Here is a 17,558-nt window from a genome sequence, read left to right as displayed (position 1 = left end):
TGTATTAGAGTGATGGTCAATATTATAATTGGAGCTATCATTTTTGGTTATGCAGCATACACGTTAGTTAATTTTGTAAAGAGAAGTAAAAAGGGAAAGTGCGCCGCATGTTCTTTAAATAAGTCATGTCAGTCGCAAACTTGTAGTCCGGATATGGAGCAAATTGCTCATAATAAATAGAAAAAAGCTTTGCGAATTTCGCAAAGCTTTTTTTATTACTTCTTAATTTTTACAAGTTGTGATGATTCTACACCATTCTTTCCAGGGAATTCTTTACTTGGATCCTTATCGAATTTTAATACCCCTACAGATTTTTCTTCACCTTTTACATTTCCGTAAGTTGCATCATCAACAATTGCGAACATGTCGGCATATGCACGGCCACTTCCAATAATTGTGTTGCCTTCGTATTTTAATTTGGCACCATCAAGTGTAGTATTTTCTACTTTTTCTTTTGCGAATAATACACCTTGTTCTGTTGTTACAGCTGGTAATTTATCAAGTGGCTTCGTGTCGTCTTTTTCATCCACTTTGCTAAGTAATTCTTTCTTCACTAGTTCTTCACCAGTTTTCTTATCCATGACAAGAACTTTTTTACCTTCTAATGTTGTCATTTTCATTTTATAGAAGTCTTTTTCTTTCACTTCTTTTTTATTTTTATCTGTAATTTGCTGAACTTGCTCTTCTGATCCGTACAGTACAAAGCCGTTCGCTTTTTCCCCTAATAAAGAGCAACCTGATAATGCTCCGAATGAAATTGCTGCTGCTAATCCGATTCCTATTAATTTTTTCATGATGATTTCTCCTTTTATATGTTTTATAGTAAATACACTTTTGTATTAGTCTTGAAATAATGAGAAGTTTGTTTGTTGCTTCTGGTATTAGTGTATAAGAAATATGGAAACGGAACTATCGAGTTAGCTTACAGTAACATTACACTTATGTAATTTAGTGAAAGTGCACAAAAGTAAGTTAATTTTAAGGAGAGATAATGAGAATATATTAGAAATACAATATTGTATCTAGAATGTCATATTATATTGGATGTATTTTGGAAATAACATGTAAGGACATATTAGTTTTGTTATAATAAACACATAGGCTGTAAAAATGAATATTCTTTACTGTAAAGGGAGATTTTTCAGTTTTCCAAGTAGTGAATTTGAAATATGAGGTATATCATAGGAGGAATTTGGATGTCTGTATTTAAACGATTAAGAGATTTAACAATGTCGAATGTGTATTCAATGATTGAAAAAGCGGAAGATCCAGTTAAGATGACGGATCAATATTTACGTGATATGCAAGCGGATGTACAAGAAGCAGAGAAAAGTGTAGCAGCTCAAATTGCACTTGAAAAGAAATTCAAAATATTATTTGAAGAGCAAGAAGCACTTGTGAAAAAACGTGAAGAGCAAGCTCATATGGCTGTTCAAGCAAGCAATCTTGACCTTGCGCGCCGTGCTCTTGAAGAAAAACAAAATGCAGAGCAAAAGATGAATGAGTATAAAGCAAGCTATGAGCAAAACAAAGCTGCTGCTGATAATCTTCGCCTGAAGTTAGAAGAAATGCGTAAGCAATTAACAGAGCTGAAAAATAAACGTGAAACACTTGTAGCACGTGTAAATGCGGCGAAAGCACAAAAGAATATTAATCAGGCAATGTCTGGATTTGATTCGAATTCAGCGAAAGCTGGTTTAAGCCGTATGGAAGAGAAAGCTCTTCAATTAGAGGCTGAAGCAGAGGCAAGCGGGGAAGTGTACAAAAAAGAAAAATCATTAGATGATGAATTCGCAAGCTTAAACAAAAATTCTGCTGTTGACGATGAATTAGCTCGTATTATGAAGCAGTATGAGAAATAATATAGAATAGAGACAAATGAACCGACATGTCTAAACAAATTCATGTCGGTTTTCTATTACTTTTTAGAGGAGGTTTTGCAATGACATGGACAAATGTGTTAGCCATGCTTGTATGGACTGGAGCAAGTGCAGTACTTTTATTTGCAATTATGTGGGTTGATTCAATTTTTACTAAATACAATGATTTAAAAGAAATAAAGAATGGGAATACAGCTGTAACAACGCGTTTCGTTATGAAATTATTCGCGCAAGGGTACATTTTATCTCAATCTATAACGAAAGCAAACGACTTATGGCAAGCACTACTTGCATCAGCAGTTTCTTTCGTTATTTTATTAGTGGTAGAAATGTTTATCGAATTTGTGTTAAAGAAAATGGCTGGTTTAGATTTAGAAGAAGGTACGAAAGAAGGCAGTGTTGCACACGCGATGTTGGCCGGATCATTACATATCGTTGGTGCACTTATTTTAGGTGCTTGTTTATAAAGAGAGAAGGAGGGGTAAATCATGAGTTTATTTAAACGAATTAAAAATATAATGAAGAGCCCAGAGCCGCCGAAACCAGAGAAAAGTTTGTTAACGTTAGCTCCTGGCGATATGATTGAAGTTTCATTAGTCATGTACGAATTAACTGGGAAAACGAGTATGCATTCTCGTAAAGAAATTGTTTTAACACTGCAAGACGGGAAAGATATTCGTTATTTAAAAATTGAAGACCGTGAAAATACGTATTACAAATTATATACCCCCATTGATGGTCGCTTAGATTCGATTGATGAAATTCCGACGACAATTGAAATGGATGATACAGAGTACCATATGGAAGAGCAATATAACGGACGTGTTGTTGTGATGGGGAAAACACCATTCTCTGCTTCAGAGGAACAGCATGTATGGGAATTCCAATCCGATAACCGAAAATTATTGCGTATTGAATGGCAAAATGGTCGCACAATGATGTATGAGGGAGAAGCAATTATTCCTGCTGATGTACAAATTATAAGAGCAACGTAAGGGGGCGTAATCATGTCAAACCGATTGTTTACCATGATTAAATCGTTCGTAATCCCTATACTTGCTATCGTTATATTACTTGTTGTTGCTGGATATGCCTTATCAGGTTGTCAAGGTGGGCAGACAAAGTCGATTCAAGACCGTTATCCACTTGAATCTGTCGCAAAGGAAGGTAAACAAGAATCTTACGTGTATAGGGCCGCCAATCGGTCAGTTCCTGAAGTCGCGAAGGAACTTATAGCTGAAAGGAAACCGAAGCAAGCATCTAAAGAAGACGAAAATCAAATGTTCCTCGTTTATTCTGATAAAATGTATAATTTGCAAAAGGATAAAGAGAAACCATCTGATACGTTAATTGAAGTAAGTAATGAAGAATTTGTCCGTCAAAATTACCAACCATCCTTCCTGCAAGGATATATTATGGGAAGTATATTAAACGATATATTCGGTTCGAAAAAATCATCATCCGGTGATTACCGAGGATATAATGACAGACAAAATCATAAACCAGTTATTCCAGAAAGACCACCTACGAAAGAAGAAAAGAAAACCCCTCCTCCAATTACGAAGGAAGGGAAAGGATCTATCATTAAGCGAGGCGATAATGTAGATTCGAAATCTTCTGTAGGAGATACAGGAAGTATTACGAAAAAAGGAAGTAGTACCCCTCCGCCGTCTACTGGAAGCAAAGGAAAAATTACAAAAACACCAGGTGGCTCGAGCGGATCAGATGTGAAGCCGAAATCATCTATTAAAACGCCGCCAAAGAATACATCTCCCCCGAAAACGAGGGTTGGTGGTTCAGGAAAGATTATGAAGAGAAGATAGTTATAGAGACCGAAAAGTTGAATATGCTTTTCGGTCTTTTTATTATGGAAATTAATTCCTTATAGCTGGTACAATTAAGTTATAAGGAGGAGATTAGTATGACTCTATATAAAAGGTTTAGTTTGATTATGTTCCTCGTCTTATTCCTCAGTTTGTTTATTAGCACAACGATGAAATTTCACTTTGTAGTAGGTATTCTATGGATACTATGTACATGTACTCTCTTTCTATATGTTCCGCTTCGCTTTCAACATGAAGTGCCCGCCTTTCAAAAATACGTAGCATGGATTAAGAAAGGAGGAAGGTGGAGAGAGTAAAAATATATCAGCGACTATCGGAATATATCGATCGCAATTCAAAATATATCGACTTACTGACAAAAACTGACAGTTATAGCAATTTAATAATAAGAAGAGGGTGTGCCAAATTGTTGGCACACCCTCTTTATTCATAATGATTAATGAATATCACGTTTCTTAAAGTTACCGCCTTTTACTTCTGCTACGTCATAAACTGTAATAAAGGCATTTGGATCGATTTCATTAATCAAATCCTTCATTTTACTTTCTTCTAAACGGTTAATTACACAAGAAATTTCTTTGAATTTCTCCCTTGAATAACCACCGTATACTTCGTTATACGTTGCGCTTCGGCCTAAACGATCACGAATTGTTTCTACCATTAATTCAGGTTCTTTCGTAATGATTTTAAATGTTTTTGAACCACTTAAACCAACTTCAACGATATGAATCACTTTCGAAGCGATAAAGTAAGCAATTGCCGAAAGGATAGCTCCTTGCAGACCGAATACTGTTGATACGAAAATAAATACGAACATGTTTAAGAATAAAATAAGGTCACTTGTTCCAAAAGGTAACTTACGAGAAAGTAATACAGCTAGCATATCGATTCCATCTAATGCGCCGCCGTTACGCAATGCTAGTCCCATGCCGAAACCGATAATAATACCACCAACAACTGTAACGAGTAGTGTATCACCTTCAATAATAGTAGGTATTCCGTGCATGACAACGGTACCTATTGCTAATGAAGCAATCCCAATAATAGAATAAATTGCAAAGCTTTTACCTATTTGTTTATATCCTAACCAAACGAAAGGAATGTTAATAACTGCGATTAGAGCTCCTAATGGCAATCCAAATAATCTTGAACTAACGATACTTAAACCAGTCACACCACCGTCTGATACGTTATTTGGAATTAATACCGCTTCTAATCCGTATGCTGTGATAAATGCCCCAATAATAATCATCAAAGCTTTTGAAGCGATTTTTAGCTTATTGGGCTTGTTTTTAATAATTTTCTCCATGTAATTTCCTCGTTTCAAACTAGTTTCTTATTTGTTACGTAATTCACACCTAAATTTCATTTTAACATTTAATTTGAAAAATTTCTCCTTTAATGGATGTATGCAGGGAATATTATCACCATATTATCTTTAAAATATTTTTGAAATGAGTATAAGAAATCCCATCCTTTCAAAGGATGGGAGACTATTAAGAAATGATAAAACTAAGCACGGATAGGAATAAAGAGAATCCTAAAATAGCTCCGCAAACTTTCATATGACGTTTACGTCCCATCACAACAATTGCAACATACTCACGAATCATTGCATTAGGCCAGTAATAAAACGCAGTTTTTGATCCGATTCCTTGGCTATTAAGACCCGCTTGTTTTGCATATATACCAGCACGGAAAAGATGGAAATTATTCGTTGTAAAAATACTTCTATACTTACCGTTAGGCTTTAAAGAATCCATAATTTCTTTAGAGAACGACATATTTTGATATGTGTTTACAGAGCGATTTTCTTGCACTGTATGTTCAAGTGGGATTCCTTTTTCAACAGCGTACTTTTGCATCGCTTCTGCTTCTGGAAGGCCTTCATCTGGACCTTGTCCACCAGAGAAAATGATTGTTGGTGGTGTATTCACAGCTGCTTGTTTCCAATAGAAGTCAATTGCTTTATTAATACGACTTGCAAGTAAAGGGGGCACTTTGTCATTAATTAAGCCACTACCAAGAACGATGATGAAATCTTGATTACGCCTTGGTCTGTTGAATTGATATAGAAAATAAGCGCTTAAGAAGTTAGATAGGTGTATGAAGAAATATACGCTTATAAAAGAAATACCAGCAAAAATAGGCTGTAAATGTGATGAGAACAAACTTGCTGGATTTATAATAGGGAGTAACATACAGAGTAACATCCCTAAAGCAGCAAGGAGTGTTAAACAGTTAGTGAAACGTCGTCCTTCTCGCTTCATTAAAATTCTAGCATTCAGAAATAGCCCAAACATTAAGGCAATAAAACCGAAAGGGAGCAGAATGAGTAGTGCTAAAATAGGTAAAATTATAATATAGCGTAGGACCTCACTACTTGAATTCACAGATATAATCACACAAAAAAGAAGGAAAAAGCAGAAAAAGGCATTAAATAAAAAGCCATTTATTATTTTTCGTGGATCTTTTAAATAGGAGATCAGAAATATAATAAACAATATAAGAGGAATGATTCCAAAAGACATAAATATAGTACACCTCAATTTGTATAATAATTTGACATACCCTTTATATTACATGATTTTATAATTGAAAATGAAAGGAAAGATGATTTAGAATTTTCTCAATAAAACATAAAGATACATATGTTAAAATGTATGTAAGGCGATATATTAAAAGTAAAAAGGTTGAAAAGGCACTCTATGGAGTGTCTTTTCTTTTTTCATGTAATTATGCATATTATATTTATTTTCAAGTGAAGAGGATTAAAATATAAGTGGTAGGCAGACTATATAAAGCAGAATTTCTTACAAACATTTCCCTCTACTTTTTGTATCTAACAATCGTATAACAATAAATAATTCTGTTTTATAGCGTCTGTTTATGAGAGGTGTCTTCTTTGAAGGCGCCTTTTTGTTGTTTTATGTAGATACTTTTCACTGTTGGTATAGTGGAAAGTATCTATACTAAACATTAGCAATCTTCCGTATAAATATTATCAATTTACTATATATTCCAGTGATGTTAACCTACATATGAAAGGCTTTCTTTTTCAAAATATTACCCCTAATAAATTTTTGAAGAAGTCAACTGTCTCCGAAATTGCCATTCATGCTTAGCAAAAAAGAATCCTTCTGGATTCTTTTTTGTGTTCGACATAATGCGACAAAATATATTTAAATAATTTGTTATATTGTTAAATGGTTATTATAGGGAAGAGAAGGAGACTTAAATATGGGATTTAAAAAATTAATTTTAACAGGTGCAATTGTTGCAACTACAGCATTTACTTCAATTGGAACAGCGCAGGCAAGTACAGATTTTAAAGATGTTCCAAACAATCATTGGTCTTATAAAGCAATTATGGATTTAGCAAATAAAAACGTTGTTGCTGGATACGGAAATGGGATTTTTGGATTTGGTGATGATGTAACACGTGAGCAAGTTGCAGCTCTTATGTTCCGTCATTTAAAACCGACAGTAAAAGAACAGTATAACAATCCGTATAAAGATGTTACGGATCGTTCAACTATGTTTAAAAAAGAGATTCTTGCTTTAACAGAGATGGGTGTATTCGTTGGAGATAACACAGGGAAATTTAGACCGAAAGATTCGTTAACTCGTGAAGAAATGGCACAAATTTTGACAAGGGGATTCCAATTGCAAATAAGAGGCGATCATAATTTCCCGGATGTAGATAGAAATGGATGGGCGAATCCTGCGATTACTGCAATTAAATCAAATTATATTACGGCTGGAACTGGTGATGGTAAATTCGCACCTAAAATGCATGTAAGTCGTGAGCAATACGTTCAGTTCTTATATAATGCAACGTTACCATTTGAAGAAAGACCAGGAGCAAAACAACCACAACCAGAAGTGAAGCCTGACGTAAAACCTGAAGTAAAACCGGATCCGAAACGTTTTGCTAATTGTAAAGAAGCAAACGATGCTGGATATTATGACATTACAAGAGATAGTCCATATTATGGTAAGCATTTAGATCGTGATGGCGATGGAATTGCTTGTGAGAAAAAGAAAAAAGGTAAATAAGAAAAAGCACTCAGTTTGAGTGCTTTTTCTTATGGAAACATGCTATTTTTTTAGGCGATTCTCATAAAATAAAAGTAAGGAAATGAAAGTAGGTGACAAAATGCCGTCAATTGTGGAAGGCGTTATTATTGAAAACTGTAACGGAACGATTAATTTAGGAGACAAATATAACGTGCAGCCGATTGAAAAAACGAAAGCTTATAATGGATCGGGATCATCGAATACAGGAAAAAAAGTACAAACATTTAGTGGTATTAGTACAGCGGATGTAAGGGATAACGATGTGTATGATCAAGTCATTCAATCCACGTTATAATTTTCATATGCAAAATTGCATAAAGTAACATGTTTGTTGTATGTTACACTTTAGCTGTGAGCTGTTAATGATTCTTCTGTATTATAGTTGTTAGATTAGAAATATAACATCTTATCGAAAATCATACGTACAAAAAAGACACTTCAAACGAAGTGTCTTTTTTTATTTTAGTGATACCCTTTAGCAGAGTCTTTATGAATTTTATTTTTAAAGATACTGTAGCTCCAAAGTTGATATCCAATAACAATGGGTACCATAATCATTGCAACGAAGAACATAATTTTTAAGTTTAACTGACTACCTGCTGCGTTGTATAGCGTTGTGCTGTATGCATCGTTAATACGTGACGGTAACATTCTTGGGAACATGCCTGCAAAGCCAGTTGTCATAAACATCGCGATTGTTAAGCAAACGAATGTGAAGGCAAGACCGATTTTATGTTTGTACACCATAATAAGTGCGAGTACACTCATTAACATCGCAAGTACTGGAAGAATGAATAGTACAGGATACTCAGTGAAGTTTTGGAATAAGTTTGTACGATTTGCAGTTGCTACATAGAAGATAGCTAAAATGATAGCAGCTGCCATTGAAAATGGTCTTGCGATTTTATAAGCACGATCAGATACTTCACCAGTCGTTTTAATCATAACCCAAAGGGCACCAGATACGACGAATATAGCAGTGAAGAACAGACCTCCTAAAATACCGTAATGATTTAGTAAGCTAAGTAAATTTCCTTCGTACCCATTTTTTCCGATTTGTAGTCCGTAATAAAGGTTAGCGAACGTAACTCCGAATAAGAAGGCGATTAGGAAACTACCAATTGTAAATGCCCATTTGCAAGTTTTTTGCCAAATTGGTGAATCGTCTTTATGCATAAATTCAAGTCCGGCAGCACGAGCGAACAGTGCAAGTAATACTAAAAATAGTGGTGTATATAAATAACTAAACATATTTGCATATGTGACTGGAAAGGCAGCAAATGTTGCGCCACCAGCTGTAATTAACCATACTTCATTACCACCCCAGAATGGGCCAATTGCTTCTTGTAATTGATTGCGTTCTTGTCGGTCTTTCGCAACGAAAGGAAAAATCATTCCGTTACCAAGTGCATACCCATCAAGAATGAAGTAAACTGTCCAAATTACGCCCCATAAACCGAACCAGATGATTGCGAGCATATCATGAGACATGAGCCGCACCTCCTTCAGTAGCAGGCTCTTCTAATGCAGCAGGTCCTTTTTTCGCGAACTTCAGCATTAAGTATACGTCTGCAATTAAGAGTAGAGTATAGAATAATATTAAACTAATTAATGAGAACCAAATCTGCGGAACGGATATAGGTGATACAGATTCTGCTGTACGCATCAGTTTATAAACTGTCCATGGTTGACGACCTACTTCGGCAACAATCCACCCAGCGTTAATTGCGATATATGGCAGTAAGACAGACCACATTGTGATTTTTAAATAACGTTTTGAGTTTTCTAGTTTTCCTTTTCGGTTTAAATAGAAACCGAACCAAGTTAATGCCATAAAGAACATACCAAGTGCAACCATTAAGCGGAAGCTATAATACACGAGGTTAACATTTGGACGTTCATCTTTCGGGATATCTTTTAAACCAACAATTTCTCCATCAAATGAATTTGTATAGAAGAAACTTCCTAGTTTCGGAATAGTAAGGAATTCAAAGTTCTTTTCATTTTTCACATCAGGAATTTGAACAATCGAGAAGCCTTGTCCTTTTCCAGTTTCCCAAACAGCTTCCATCGCAGCACCTTTAGCTGGTTGGTATTTAGCTGCTGATACACCAGACTGATGACCCATAAACGGTGTAACAGTTGCAGCGAATAAACCTAACATTAAACCAAACTTAAATGATTTTTTGAAGAATTCAACTTCATTTTTACGTAATAAATGATAGGCACTAATTGCCATAACGAAGAAAGCACCAACGATATAACAACCAATTACAGTATGGAAGAACATGTTCCAAGCATATGGATTTGTAACAAGTGCCCAGAAATCATTTAATTCAGCGCGGCCGTTACGTACGACGTAGCCAACAGGGTTTTGCATAAAGCCGTTTGCTGTAATAATCCAAAGGGCGGAAATATTTGTTCCAAGTGCAACCATCCACATACAGAAGGCACGGAACTTTGGTGAAATTTTGTCTTTACCGAATAACCATATTCCCATGAAAGTAGATTCTAAGAAGAAGGCAACGAGTGCTTCGATTGCGAGAGGTGATCCGAAAATATCTCCCATATATTTGGAGTACTCAGACCAGTTTGTTCCAAATTGGAACTCCATCGTAATCCCGGTTATAATCCCCATTACGAAGTTAATTGTAAATAATTTACCCCAGAAATTTGCCATTTTTCGGTATGTTGGATTCAATGTGCGGGCGTATTGAGTTTCCATACAAGCCACTAAAATAACAAGTCCGATTGTCAAAGGTACAAATAAAAAGTGATAAAAAATAGTAATTGCAAATTGAAAACGACTCAGTAACAGAACGTCGGACATAATAAATATTCACTCCTTTTTTACATTATCTACAATTAGTTTATAGTGAAAATAGGAGTATAGTATGTGAGACTTGTTACAAAGCTGTGTGTATATTTTGAAAGAATTATGTCGGTTATCTGAAAATATATTGCTTTTATAATAATGCAATATACTTTTTGTGTTTTTCATATTTTGGTACACTATATAAGTAATGTAAATGAGAGAAAAGAGGGTAACTAACTATGAAGTCATTAGAAGAGATTTTACAATACAATGAAAAATTCGTTGAAGAAAAAAAATACGAAGAGTATGAAACAGGAAAATTTCCAAACAAAAAAATGGTAATTATCTCTTGTATGGATACACGTCTTGTTGAATTATTACCGAAAGCGATGAACATGCGTAACGGTGATGTGAAAATTATTAAAGTAGCAGGTGCTGTTATTTCACATCCGTTTGGAAGTATTATGCGTAGTATTTTAGTTGCTGTATATGAACTTGGTGCTGATGAAGTTTGTGTAGTTGGTCACCACGATTGTGGTATGGCAAAAATTCAAGCAAGCAGTACAATTGAGAAGATGAAAGAGCGCGGTATCACAGAAGAGAAATTAGATACACTTCGTTATTCTGGAATCGATTTAGAAAGATTCCTACAAGGATTCTCTAGTGTAGAAGAAAGTGTAGAACATAGCGTATCAATACTTCGCAACCATCCATTACTTCCTGAAGAAGTACCTGTTCACGGTCTTGTTATAGATCCTGATACAGGAAAATTAGATTTAGTTGTGAATGGTTACGACAATTAAGAATTTACTTTGTCATCCTTTTTATCTGGGACAGGATCAAATCCTCCTGGGTGGAAAGGGTGACATTTTAATATACGCTTACATGTAAGCCAAAATCCTTTAATGGCACCATGTTTTTGAAATGCTTCTAATCCATAATGAGAGCAAGTTGGATGAAAGCGGCACGTTGGTGGTGTCATTGGAGAAATGAATTTTTGATAAAAGCGTATAATCCCAATAAAAATCTGTTTCATAATGGTCTCCTTTTCCGCATAGTCTTAAAGTATTATAGCACGACTGTACATAATACTTTACTAATGTTGATTTCCGTTATATCATATTGGATATAACGGAATTAAATTAAAAGCGGGAGAGATGTTGTATGCCATCAGTAGAAAGCTTTGAATTAGATCATACGATTGTAAAGGCGCCTTATGTAAGACATTGCGGAGTTCACAACGTAGGTAGTGACGGTATTGTAAATAAATTTGATATTCGTTTTTGCCAACCGAATAAACAAGCAATGAAACCAGATGTTATTCATACGTTAGAACATTTATTAGCATTTAATTTACGTAAATATATTGATCGTTATCCGCATTTTGATATTATCGATATTTCACCAATGGGCTGCCAAACAGGATATTATCTTGTAGTAAGCGGAACACCAACGGTTCGAGAAATCATTGATTTATTAGAACTAACATTAAAAGATGCGGTTCAAATTACAGAAATTCCAGCTGCAAATGAAACGCAATGTGGCCAAGCGAAGCTTCACGATTTAGAAGGAGCACAACGCTTAATGAACTTCTGGTTAAGCCAAGATAAAGATGAACTTGAGAAAGTATTTGGATAGAAAGAAAAACTGCCTGTGAAAGGGCAGTTTTTTTGTAACACGATGATAAATGAAATTATATCGACGATTTTTCGAATATATCGGCGTTTCGACACTGGATATCGACTTACCGACAAAAACTGACAATAGTATGAATCAAATATAAAGAAGAGGCCGTCTAACATATGTGTTGGGCGGCCTCTTTTTTATGAAAGTATACTAGACACTCCAACATATAAAACAAAGGCAGAACCAAGAAAATAAACAAATGCTTTTGCTTTTTGCCGCTCTTTTATTTCATCGATTCCAAAAAGGATAAACATAATACTCAAAAGGATAAAAACGTATGGTAAAAGCATAGAAATATTTGCGAAGAAGCTAAATAGGGCGAGAATAAGAGCGATAGTGGCGATTATAATTCGAATGTTTTTTAACATATAATCCTCCTTTAAAAGAACATTATAAATGGAATAACAAAAATAATCGTAAAAAGACTTAAACCGATGCTAATAGCTCCAATTTATTTTTGTTGTTTTTGAATCGTCTCAATTCCTACTAAAATGCCATATAAACTAAAGAGGAACAAAATGATAGGTGAAAAAGTTTGAAAGTTCATTGTAAATGTGCTGTATAAACATAAAATCAAAGTAATAAATACGATGGTTAGCTGTAATTTTCTTATATGCATTTTAACCTCCTAGTAGAAAGATAGTTATTGAGAGACAAAAATGATAATAGCAACGATTAAAGTGAATACGCCAGAAAAGAAGGAAAGTGTACTATGTACTTTCTTTTGTTTCTCTTCTGCGCTCATGATGAAAGTCATAATTGATAAGGCCATGAGCATATAAGGCATTGTAACAAGTGCGTTTGTCAACATTCCGGATAGAGCGGATACAATTCGTAATGTTTTTAGCATACAAATCTCCACCTTTTAAATAGATTATTTACCGGAATATTTCTGAGAAACCAAGCATTAAAGCACCAGCTCCAGCCATAAAAGCAAGTATGCTGCTAGATTGTTTCTGTTTTTTTATTTCCTCTAAACCTATAGTGAAAGCCATAGCCCCTAAGAAAATGAACATGTAAGGCATAATGTCTCTGTTACCGCTAATAAAACTATAGGTTGCTATAGATAAAGTGATAAGTGCAAAAGTAATTCGAACGCCTTTTAACATAAAAGCCCTCCTTCTAGTTTATGTAGGTAATAATGGGGACAATCTAAATGAAAGCACCTGCAACAATACAAATAATGAATCCTTTTTCCTTATTTGTTCAATGGTAATAAGAAACAGTAAAGTTCCTAATAGAGATTGTGAAAGTGGTAGAAAGTTATGTTGACCTGTCAATAAACTAATAATGCATATGATGTGGGCTAAAATAAGTAGTATATGAAGTGTATTATGAATTCTTCTTGCTGTTTTTTGTATAAGGGTTATCTTCTGGTTTATCAACAGAATGTTTATAAGCGTAGCCTTTATTAATCGTCATGACGGAGAGTACTAGTATGACTAGGACGATTATAATACCGATAATTAATATTTTAAACATGGAATCCCTCCTTTTCTTTATTTTACATAATTTTGTAATTGATGAAAACAATAGAAATTAAAAGGATGAAAGAAGGGTGTTACATGGAGACGAAAAAAACATATTATATATCAATAGGAAACGGTCAAATTTCACAAGTGAAGACGGCGGATACGTATAATTTTGAAATTTCCGCAAGTGATGAGGAAATTACGGAGTTAAGAGAGTACTTCGATCAAGCATATGTAGAGGATTTAGGTTCATTTGTACGCTCTCACGTTCCATTTGTTGAGTATCATCACGATTCGAATAATGACCGGTATGATGAACAGCTACAAAAAGCATATAAAATGATTTACGATTTAGGAAATCATGAGACGAAAGAATTAGTCGCGCAAATGGGAATAATCAATGGATTGTAATTGGATAATATTATGCAGAAAAGCGAGAATATGCTACAATTTGTGGTAGGAAAAACTTGTAACCATCAATAGGGGAGTAATGGCATGTACAAATTTAAAGATTATTACCACAATACTGTACAATTATCGTTTGAACGTTATCCATTTTCTCCTGAGCCAAAGCATGTTTGGGTTGTATGCCGGTATGGGGATCAATGGTTATTAACGCATCATTTACGTCGCGGTCTTGAATTTCCAGGTGGTAAAGTAGAACTAGGGGAAACACCGGAAGAAGCGGCAGTTCGAGAGGTTCATGAAGAAACTGGCGGCATAGTTTCTGATTTAACTTACTTAGGACAATATAAAGTATCTGGAAAAGACAAAATAATCATTAAAAACATTTATTTTGCAACAATTAGTGCGGTAGAAGAACATACGCATTACGAAGAAACGAAAGGATCTGTTTTAATAACAGACATTCCTGATAACATTAAAACGGATAGAAAATTTAGCTTTATAATGCGTGACGATGTACTGGCGCGCACGATGAAACATATAGAAGAAATCGGCTGTTTTACGAAGTAAAGTGGCCGGTTTCTTTTTTTGTGTGTAAGAATAAATGTAAATATATCTTTATATTATTTTGGGTATATTATACAATTTTGTAAAGATATATTTACATTTTAGGAGGGGGAAGATGGATAAAAGAAAAGAAACGACTGTTACTGTTTCGATGGGGAAATTAAATTTCTATTCATGCTGTATAGCATTCGCTCTAGCGATTGGAGTTAGTTTTTTACATTCACTTCTTTCAGGCGGAGTTCAAATTGAAATTACGTTACCAACCCTGTTTCTTTTTATTATCGCAATGCTTGTTCTCGTATGTATTCATGAAGCGATACATTTAATAGGGTTTCGCTATATCGGAGGTGTTCCGTGGAGTGAACTAAAATGGGGCGTCAATTGGAAATTAGGTGTTGCATATGCTCATTCTAAACAGGTGATTACAGTAAAGCAAATGAAGAAAGTGTTAATGCTGCCGTTTTTACCAACTGGAATTTTGCCAATTGTAATCGGGTTAGCTACGAATGTGCAATCCATCTCATTTTTAGGGATTTTACTAACAGCAGGTTGTATCGGTGACATTGCCCTATATCAAAAAGTTTCAAAGTTTCCAGATGATGCGCAAGTTAAAGATCATCCGAGTAAACCGCAGTTTACAGTGTATGAATCATAAAGGAAGAGGAGGCGCTAGAGTAGCGACCTCCTCTTGTTATTGTCGGTAAGTGGATATATTGTGAAAATCGCTGATATAATTTATTTACTATTATTTTGTTTTCATCTCTACCTCTAAAAACGAAAGTATCTCCAATAAATCATCCACTACACGTGAATGCTCAAAGTCACCCCAAAACGAATCTCTCTTCCAAACACCAAGAATCCCTACTTGTTCAGAACCAAGTACATCGTTTTCTGGATGATCTCCAACATACATGCATTCTTCCGCCTTCACATCTAGCTTTTGCAAAGCTCGTTCGAAAATGTCAGGATGTGGTTTTTTAATTCCTTCCGCTTCGGAAACGAGAATTGTATTTGTATACGTATGTATGTTTAGTGCGCGAAGATTGTTCGTTTGAAAATCAGTAAAGCCGTTTGTTATAATGCCAATTTTAATATTTTGTTGTGTTAAACGCTGAAGTAATTCATGCATGTTGTGGAAAGGAATACAATGATGTTGAAAGTTAGTAATGTAGTCTTGTAGCAGTTGTTCTTGCGTTAAAGTAGTAATGTTGTATTCGGAAAGGAGAGTAGCATAGACTTTATCTTTCCACGTATAGCCATTATTATCAAGTTCAAGAAATCGAGAACAATACTTGGATTTTTCTATGTTCATTAAGTGAGAGGCAAAGCAATTATATTGATTATGAATAAATTGTTCTAAAGATTGACGACGGTCTAATAGTGTTCCATCTAAGTCGAATAAGACTGCTCGAATCATGGGAAACCTCCTTACTGTATATATAATTAATTATCGCATATTCGTTAGAAATTGATTATGATTTTTGTAGAATGGAACGACGGAGGTTTATATGAAGAGACTGTATGGCAAGTTAGTAGGGGTTATCGTCGCAATTGGTTTAATAGCAGGATGCGATAGTTCTATGAAGAGTGTGAAGGAAAAAGAAGTTTGTAAAACAGAAGAAGAATGCGTGGAAATAGGAGATAATAAACTTCAAAAAGTATATGAAAAAATAGATGGATTATCTGAGCTTGAAGCAGTAGAAGATTATGATATAGAAGAGCATGAAAGTGGGGATATGAAAGAGGCAGAGCAGAAAAAAGAGGATGACGAAAATTATTTCTTTTTAGCTTCTTATTATATTGATGGTGATGAAATTGTAGATCCTTATTTTGAAAAAATAGAACGGAAACGTTTAAATAAAGTATTCGCTGAAGATAAAGAAACGAAAGAAGAAGTACTAAAACAGCGTCAAGATAGAGGGTATCATGAAGACTTATGGGATATGTATCGTACGCTCATTCCAGCTAAATATCGCGGGAATATAACAGAGTTTGATCTAATAACGGACGGTTATGACGGTGTTGTTGCTCACGTTATGCCTAGTATGGAGAATCCGGAAGATTGGGTTCTTAGCTTAGATACGCTTGATTCTGCGGTAAATATCGATGAAGTGATGAAAACATTAATTCATGAGACGGCTCACGTGTTGACACTCGGGCATAAGCAAATACCAGTAGATGAAAAGTATGTAAAGGATTTTGAAGAAGATAAAGATATTTCAACGTACCGAAATAACTGTGAAACTCTTTTCTTACAAGAGGGATGTGCGAAGGAAAAATCTTATATTAATCAATTTTATAACTCTTTCTGGAAGACTATTGAGCAGGAGTGGACAGAAAAGAAAGTGGAAGAAAGTGAAGAAACTCAAATTGAATTTTTTAAAGAAAAGCATGAGGAGTTTGTATCACAGTATGGAACGACAAATGTAGCAGAAGATATCGCAGATACGTTTACAGCGTTTATTTTGCAAAATTCAAAAACGGTGAAAGAAGGATCGGAGTTAAAGTATAAAAAAATTGCGTTCTTCTATCAGTTCCCTGAGCTTGTAAAAATGAGAGCGGAAGTGTTGTCGGGATTATATGATGTTTCGAAAACGATAGAACAACAAAGCGGACAATAATGAGAGGTATATATTTTAGCCAAGAAAACGTAAAGAATTTTAGTTCTTTGCGTTTTTTATGTTGATAAAATTGAAAATTCTGTCTTTTTGTAAAAAGAAGAAGGAACTGAAGCTTTAAAAGAGAATTAGTATAAAAAAGTCACAAATTAGACACAATTATAATGCGCATATTGTAGGGACTATAAGTT

General features: G+C 34.7%; 25 protein-coding genes and 2 pseudogenes. 14 read left to right on the top strand and 13 right to left on the bottom strand.

Annotation, left to right across the window (positions count from 1 at the left end; genetic code table 11):
* Positions 1–9 precede the first annotated feature (9 nt).
* On the top strand, positions 10–180 hold the full coding sequence (locus J0835_RS23660; RefSeq protein ID WP_000989598.1) for a FeoB-associated Cys-rich membrane protein: 171 nt from the start codon (positions 10–12) through the stop codon (positions 178–180).
* Between the two features lie 35 nt (positions 181–215).
* On the opposite strand, the gene J0835_RS23655 is transcribed toward J0835_RS23660, so the two are convergent.
* Positions 216–794: a lipoprotein BA_5634 family protein gene (locus J0835_RS23655; RefSeq protein ID WP_087982611.1), complete on the bottom strand. Its 579-nt coding sequence runs from the start codon at positions 792–794 to the stop codon at positions 216–218.
* 402 nt (positions 795–1,196) lie between these two features.
* Between J0835_RS23655 and J0835_RS23650 the strand changes: the two genes are divergently transcribed.
* From J0835_RS23650 to J0835_RS23630, 5 genes are all read left to right on the top strand, one after another.
* On the top strand, positions 1,197–1,862 hold the full coding sequence (locus tag J0835_RS23650) for a PspA/IM30 family protein (RefSeq protein ID WP_000110298.1): 666 nt from the start codon (positions 1,197–1,199) through the stop codon (positions 1,860–1,862).
* An 80-nt stretch (positions 1,863–1,942) separates the two neighbouring features.
* Entirely contained in the window at positions 1,943–2,347 is a 405-nt protein-coding gene (locus tag J0835_RS23645; RefSeq protein ID WP_000220322.1) for a DUF350 domain-containing protein, read from the top strand.
* 21 nt (positions 2,348–2,368) lie between these two features.
* On the top strand, positions 2,369–2,875 hold the full coding sequence (locus tag J0835_RS23640; protein ID WP_000051749.1) for a DUF4178 domain-containing protein: 507 nt from the start codon (positions 2,369–2,371) through the stop codon (positions 2,873–2,875).
* 12 nt (positions 2,876–2,887) lie between these two features.
* On the top strand, positions 2,888–3,703 hold the full coding sequence (locus tag J0835_RS23635) for a DUF4247 domain-containing protein (RefSeq protein ID WP_087982609.1): 816 nt from the start codon (positions 2,888–2,890) through the stop codon (positions 3,701–3,703).
* Positions 3,704–3,801: 98 nt separating this feature from the next.
* Positions 3,802–4,020, top strand: a complete 219-nt coding sequence (locus tag J0835_RS23630; RefSeq protein WP_087982607.1) for a hypothetical protein — start codon at positions 3,802–3,804, stop codon at positions 4,018–4,020.
* Positions 4,021–4,160: 140 nt separating this feature from the next.
* Here J0835_RS23630 and J0835_RS23625 read toward each other — a convergent pair whose 3' ends face one another.
* Both J0835_RS23625 and J0835_RS23620 read right to left on the bottom strand, forming a co-directional pair.
* Positions 4,161–5,033, bottom strand: coding sequence for a YitT family protein (locus J0835_RS23625; RefSeq protein ID WP_000411242.1), 873 nt, complete (start codon positions 5,031–5,033; stop codon positions 4,161–4,163).
* Positions 5,034–5,220: 187 nt separating this feature from the next.
* Positions 5,221–6,255 (bottom strand): YdcF family protein, encoded by a 1,035-nt coding sequence (locus J0835_RS23620; RefSeq protein ID WP_087982604.1) that lies wholly within the window; start codon positions 6,253–6,255, stop codon positions 5,221–5,223.
* Between the two features lie 709 nt (positions 6,256–6,964).
* On the opposite strand from J0835_RS23620, the gene J0835_RS23615 reads away from it, so the two are divergent.
* Both J0835_RS23615 and J0835_RS23610 read left to right on the top strand, forming a co-directional pair.
* Entirely contained in the window at positions 6,965–7,783 is an 819-nt protein-coding gene (locus J0835_RS23615) for an S-layer homology domain-containing protein (protein WP_087982602.1), read from the top strand.
* A gap of 82 nt (positions 7,784–7,865) precedes the next feature.
* The gene (locus tag J0835_RS23610) at positions 7,866–8,099 is read left to right on the top strand and encodes a spore germination protein (protein WP_140386911.1); all 234 of its coding nucleotides are present in this window, start codon (positions 7,866–7,868) and stop codon (positions 8,097–8,099) included.
* Between the two features lie 167 nt (positions 8,100–8,266).
* Here J0835_RS23610 and cydB read toward each other — a convergent pair whose 3' ends face one another.
* Entirely contained in the window at positions 8,267–9,295 is a 1,029-nt protein-coding gene (gene cydB, locus J0835_RS23605) for a cytochrome d ubiquinol oxidase subunit II (RefSeq protein WP_087982600.1), read from the bottom strand.
* Positions 9,285–10,634, bottom strand: a complete 1,350-nt coding sequence (gene cydA, locus J0835_RS23600) for a cytochrome ubiquinol oxidase subunit I (RefSeq protein WP_087982598.1) — start codon at positions 10,632–10,634, stop codon at positions 9,285–9,287. Before cydA ends, cydB begins: the two co-directional genes overlap by 11 nt.
* A gap of 224 nt (positions 10,635–10,858) precedes the next feature.
* On the opposite strand from cydA, the gene J0835_RS23595 reads away from it, so the two are divergent.
* Positions 10,859–11,422, top strand: coding sequence for a beta-class carbonic anhydrase (locus J0835_RS23595; protein ID WP_000838167.1), 564 nt, complete (start codon positions 10,859–10,861; stop codon positions 11,420–11,422).
* Here J0835_RS23595 and yidD read toward each other — a convergent pair.
* A complete protein-coding gene (gene yidD / locus J0835_RS23590) occupies positions 11,419–11,655 on the bottom strand; it encodes a membrane protein insertion efficiency factor YidD (RefSeq protein WP_087982596.1) in 237 nt (78 codons plus the stop codon). The genes J0835_RS23595 and yidD overlap by 4 nt on opposite strands.
* Positions 11,656–11,783: 128 nt before the next feature.
* Here yidD and luxS point away from each other — a divergent pair, with 128 nt between their 5' ends.
* Positions 11,784–12,257 carry an S-ribosylhomocysteine lyase LuxS gene (gene luxS, locus J0835_RS23585; protein WP_001141371.1) on the top strand — a complete coding sequence of 158 codons (474 nt, stop codon included), beginning with the start codon at positions 11,784–11,786 and terminating at the stop codon, positions 12,255–12,257.
* 185 nt (positions 12,258–12,442) lie between these two features.
* On the opposite strand, the gene J0835_RS23580 is transcribed toward luxS, so the two are convergent.
* The 6 genes and pseudogenes from J0835_RS23580 to ytzI form a co-directional block, all read right to left on the bottom strand.
* Entirely contained in the window at positions 12,443–12,673 is a 231-nt protein-coding gene (locus J0835_RS23580) for a YczI family protein (protein ID WP_087982594.1), read from the bottom strand.
* An 11-nt stretch (positions 12,674–12,684) separates the two neighbouring features.
* Positions 12,685–12,924: pseudogene (locus J0835_RS23575) on the bottom strand (hypothetical protein).
* Between the two features lie 24 nt (positions 12,925–12,948).
* Positions 12,949–13,155, bottom strand: coding sequence for a hypothetical protein (locus J0835_RS23570; RefSeq protein WP_087982593.1), 207 nt, complete (start codon positions 13,153–13,155; stop codon positions 12,949–12,951).
* Positions 13,156–13,183: 28 nt separating this feature from the next.
* On the bottom strand, positions 13,184–13,414 hold the full coding sequence (locus tag J0835_RS23565) for a YczI family protein (RefSeq protein ID WP_087982591.1): 231 nt from the start codon (positions 13,412–13,414) through the stop codon (positions 13,184–13,186).
* 43 nt (positions 13,415–13,457) lie between these two features.
* Positions 13,458–13,645, bottom strand: a pseudogene (locus tag J0835_RS23560) (hypothetical protein).
* A complete protein-coding gene (gene ytzI, locus J0835_RS23555; protein ID WP_000472802.1) occupies positions 13,638–13,787 on the bottom strand; it encodes a YtzI protein in 150 nt (49 codons plus the stop codon). Before ytzI ends, J0835_RS23560 begins: the two are co-directional and overlap by 8 nt.
* An 83-nt stretch (positions 13,788–13,870) precedes the next feature.
* Here ytzI and J0835_RS23550 point away from each other — a divergent pair, with 83 nt between their 5' ends.
* The 3 genes from J0835_RS23550 to J0835_RS23540 all read left to right on the top strand — a co-directional run bounded on the left by J0835_RS23550 (position 13,871) and on the right by J0835_RS23540 (position 15,404).
* Positions 13,871–14,188 carry a hypothetical protein gene (locus tag J0835_RS23550; protein ID WP_000448410.1) on the top strand — a complete coding sequence of 106 codons (318 nt, stop codon included), beginning with the start codon at positions 13,871–13,873 and terminating at the stop codon, positions 14,186–14,188.
* 84 nt (positions 14,189–14,272) lie between these two features.
* A complete protein-coding gene (mutTA, locus tag J0835_RS23545; RefSeq protein WP_087982589.1) occupies positions 14,273–14,752 on the top strand; it encodes an antimutator 8-oxo-(dGTP/GTP)ase in 480 nt (159 codons plus the stop codon).
* Positions 14,753–14,864: 112 nt separating this feature from the next.
* Positions 14,865–15,404, top strand: coding sequence for a DUF3267 domain-containing protein (locus J0835_RS23540; RefSeq protein WP_087982587.1), 540 nt, complete (start codon positions 14,865–14,867; stop codon positions 15,402–15,404).
* Positions 15,405–15,494: 90 nt separating this feature from the next.
* Here J0835_RS23540 and J0835_RS23535 read toward each other — a convergent pair whose 3' ends face one another.
* On the bottom strand, positions 15,495–16,166 hold the full coding sequence (locus J0835_RS23535) for an HAD family hydrolase (protein WP_087982585.1): 672 nt from the start codon (positions 16,164–16,166) through the stop codon (positions 15,495–15,497).
* A 91-nt stretch (positions 16,167–16,257) separates the two neighbouring features.
* Between J0835_RS23535 and J0835_RS23530 the strand changes: the two genes are divergently transcribed.
* Positions 16,258–17,370 carry a hypothetical protein gene (locus tag J0835_RS23530; protein WP_087982583.1) on the top strand — a complete coding sequence of 371 codons (1,113 nt, stop codon included), beginning with the start codon at positions 16,258–16,260 and terminating at the stop codon, positions 17,368–17,370.
* Positions 17,371–17,558 lie beyond the last annotated feature (188 nt).

Origin of the sequence: Bacillus cereus group sp. Sample62 (assembly GCF_036851315.1) — a bacterium.
Classification (GTDB): Bacteria; Bacillota; Bacilli; order Bacillales; family Bacillaceae_G; genus Bacillus_A; species Bacillus_A wiedmannii.
The sequence above is the reverse complement of the archived record's forward strand: the minus strand, read 5'-3'. Positions and strand labels throughout refer to the sequence as shown.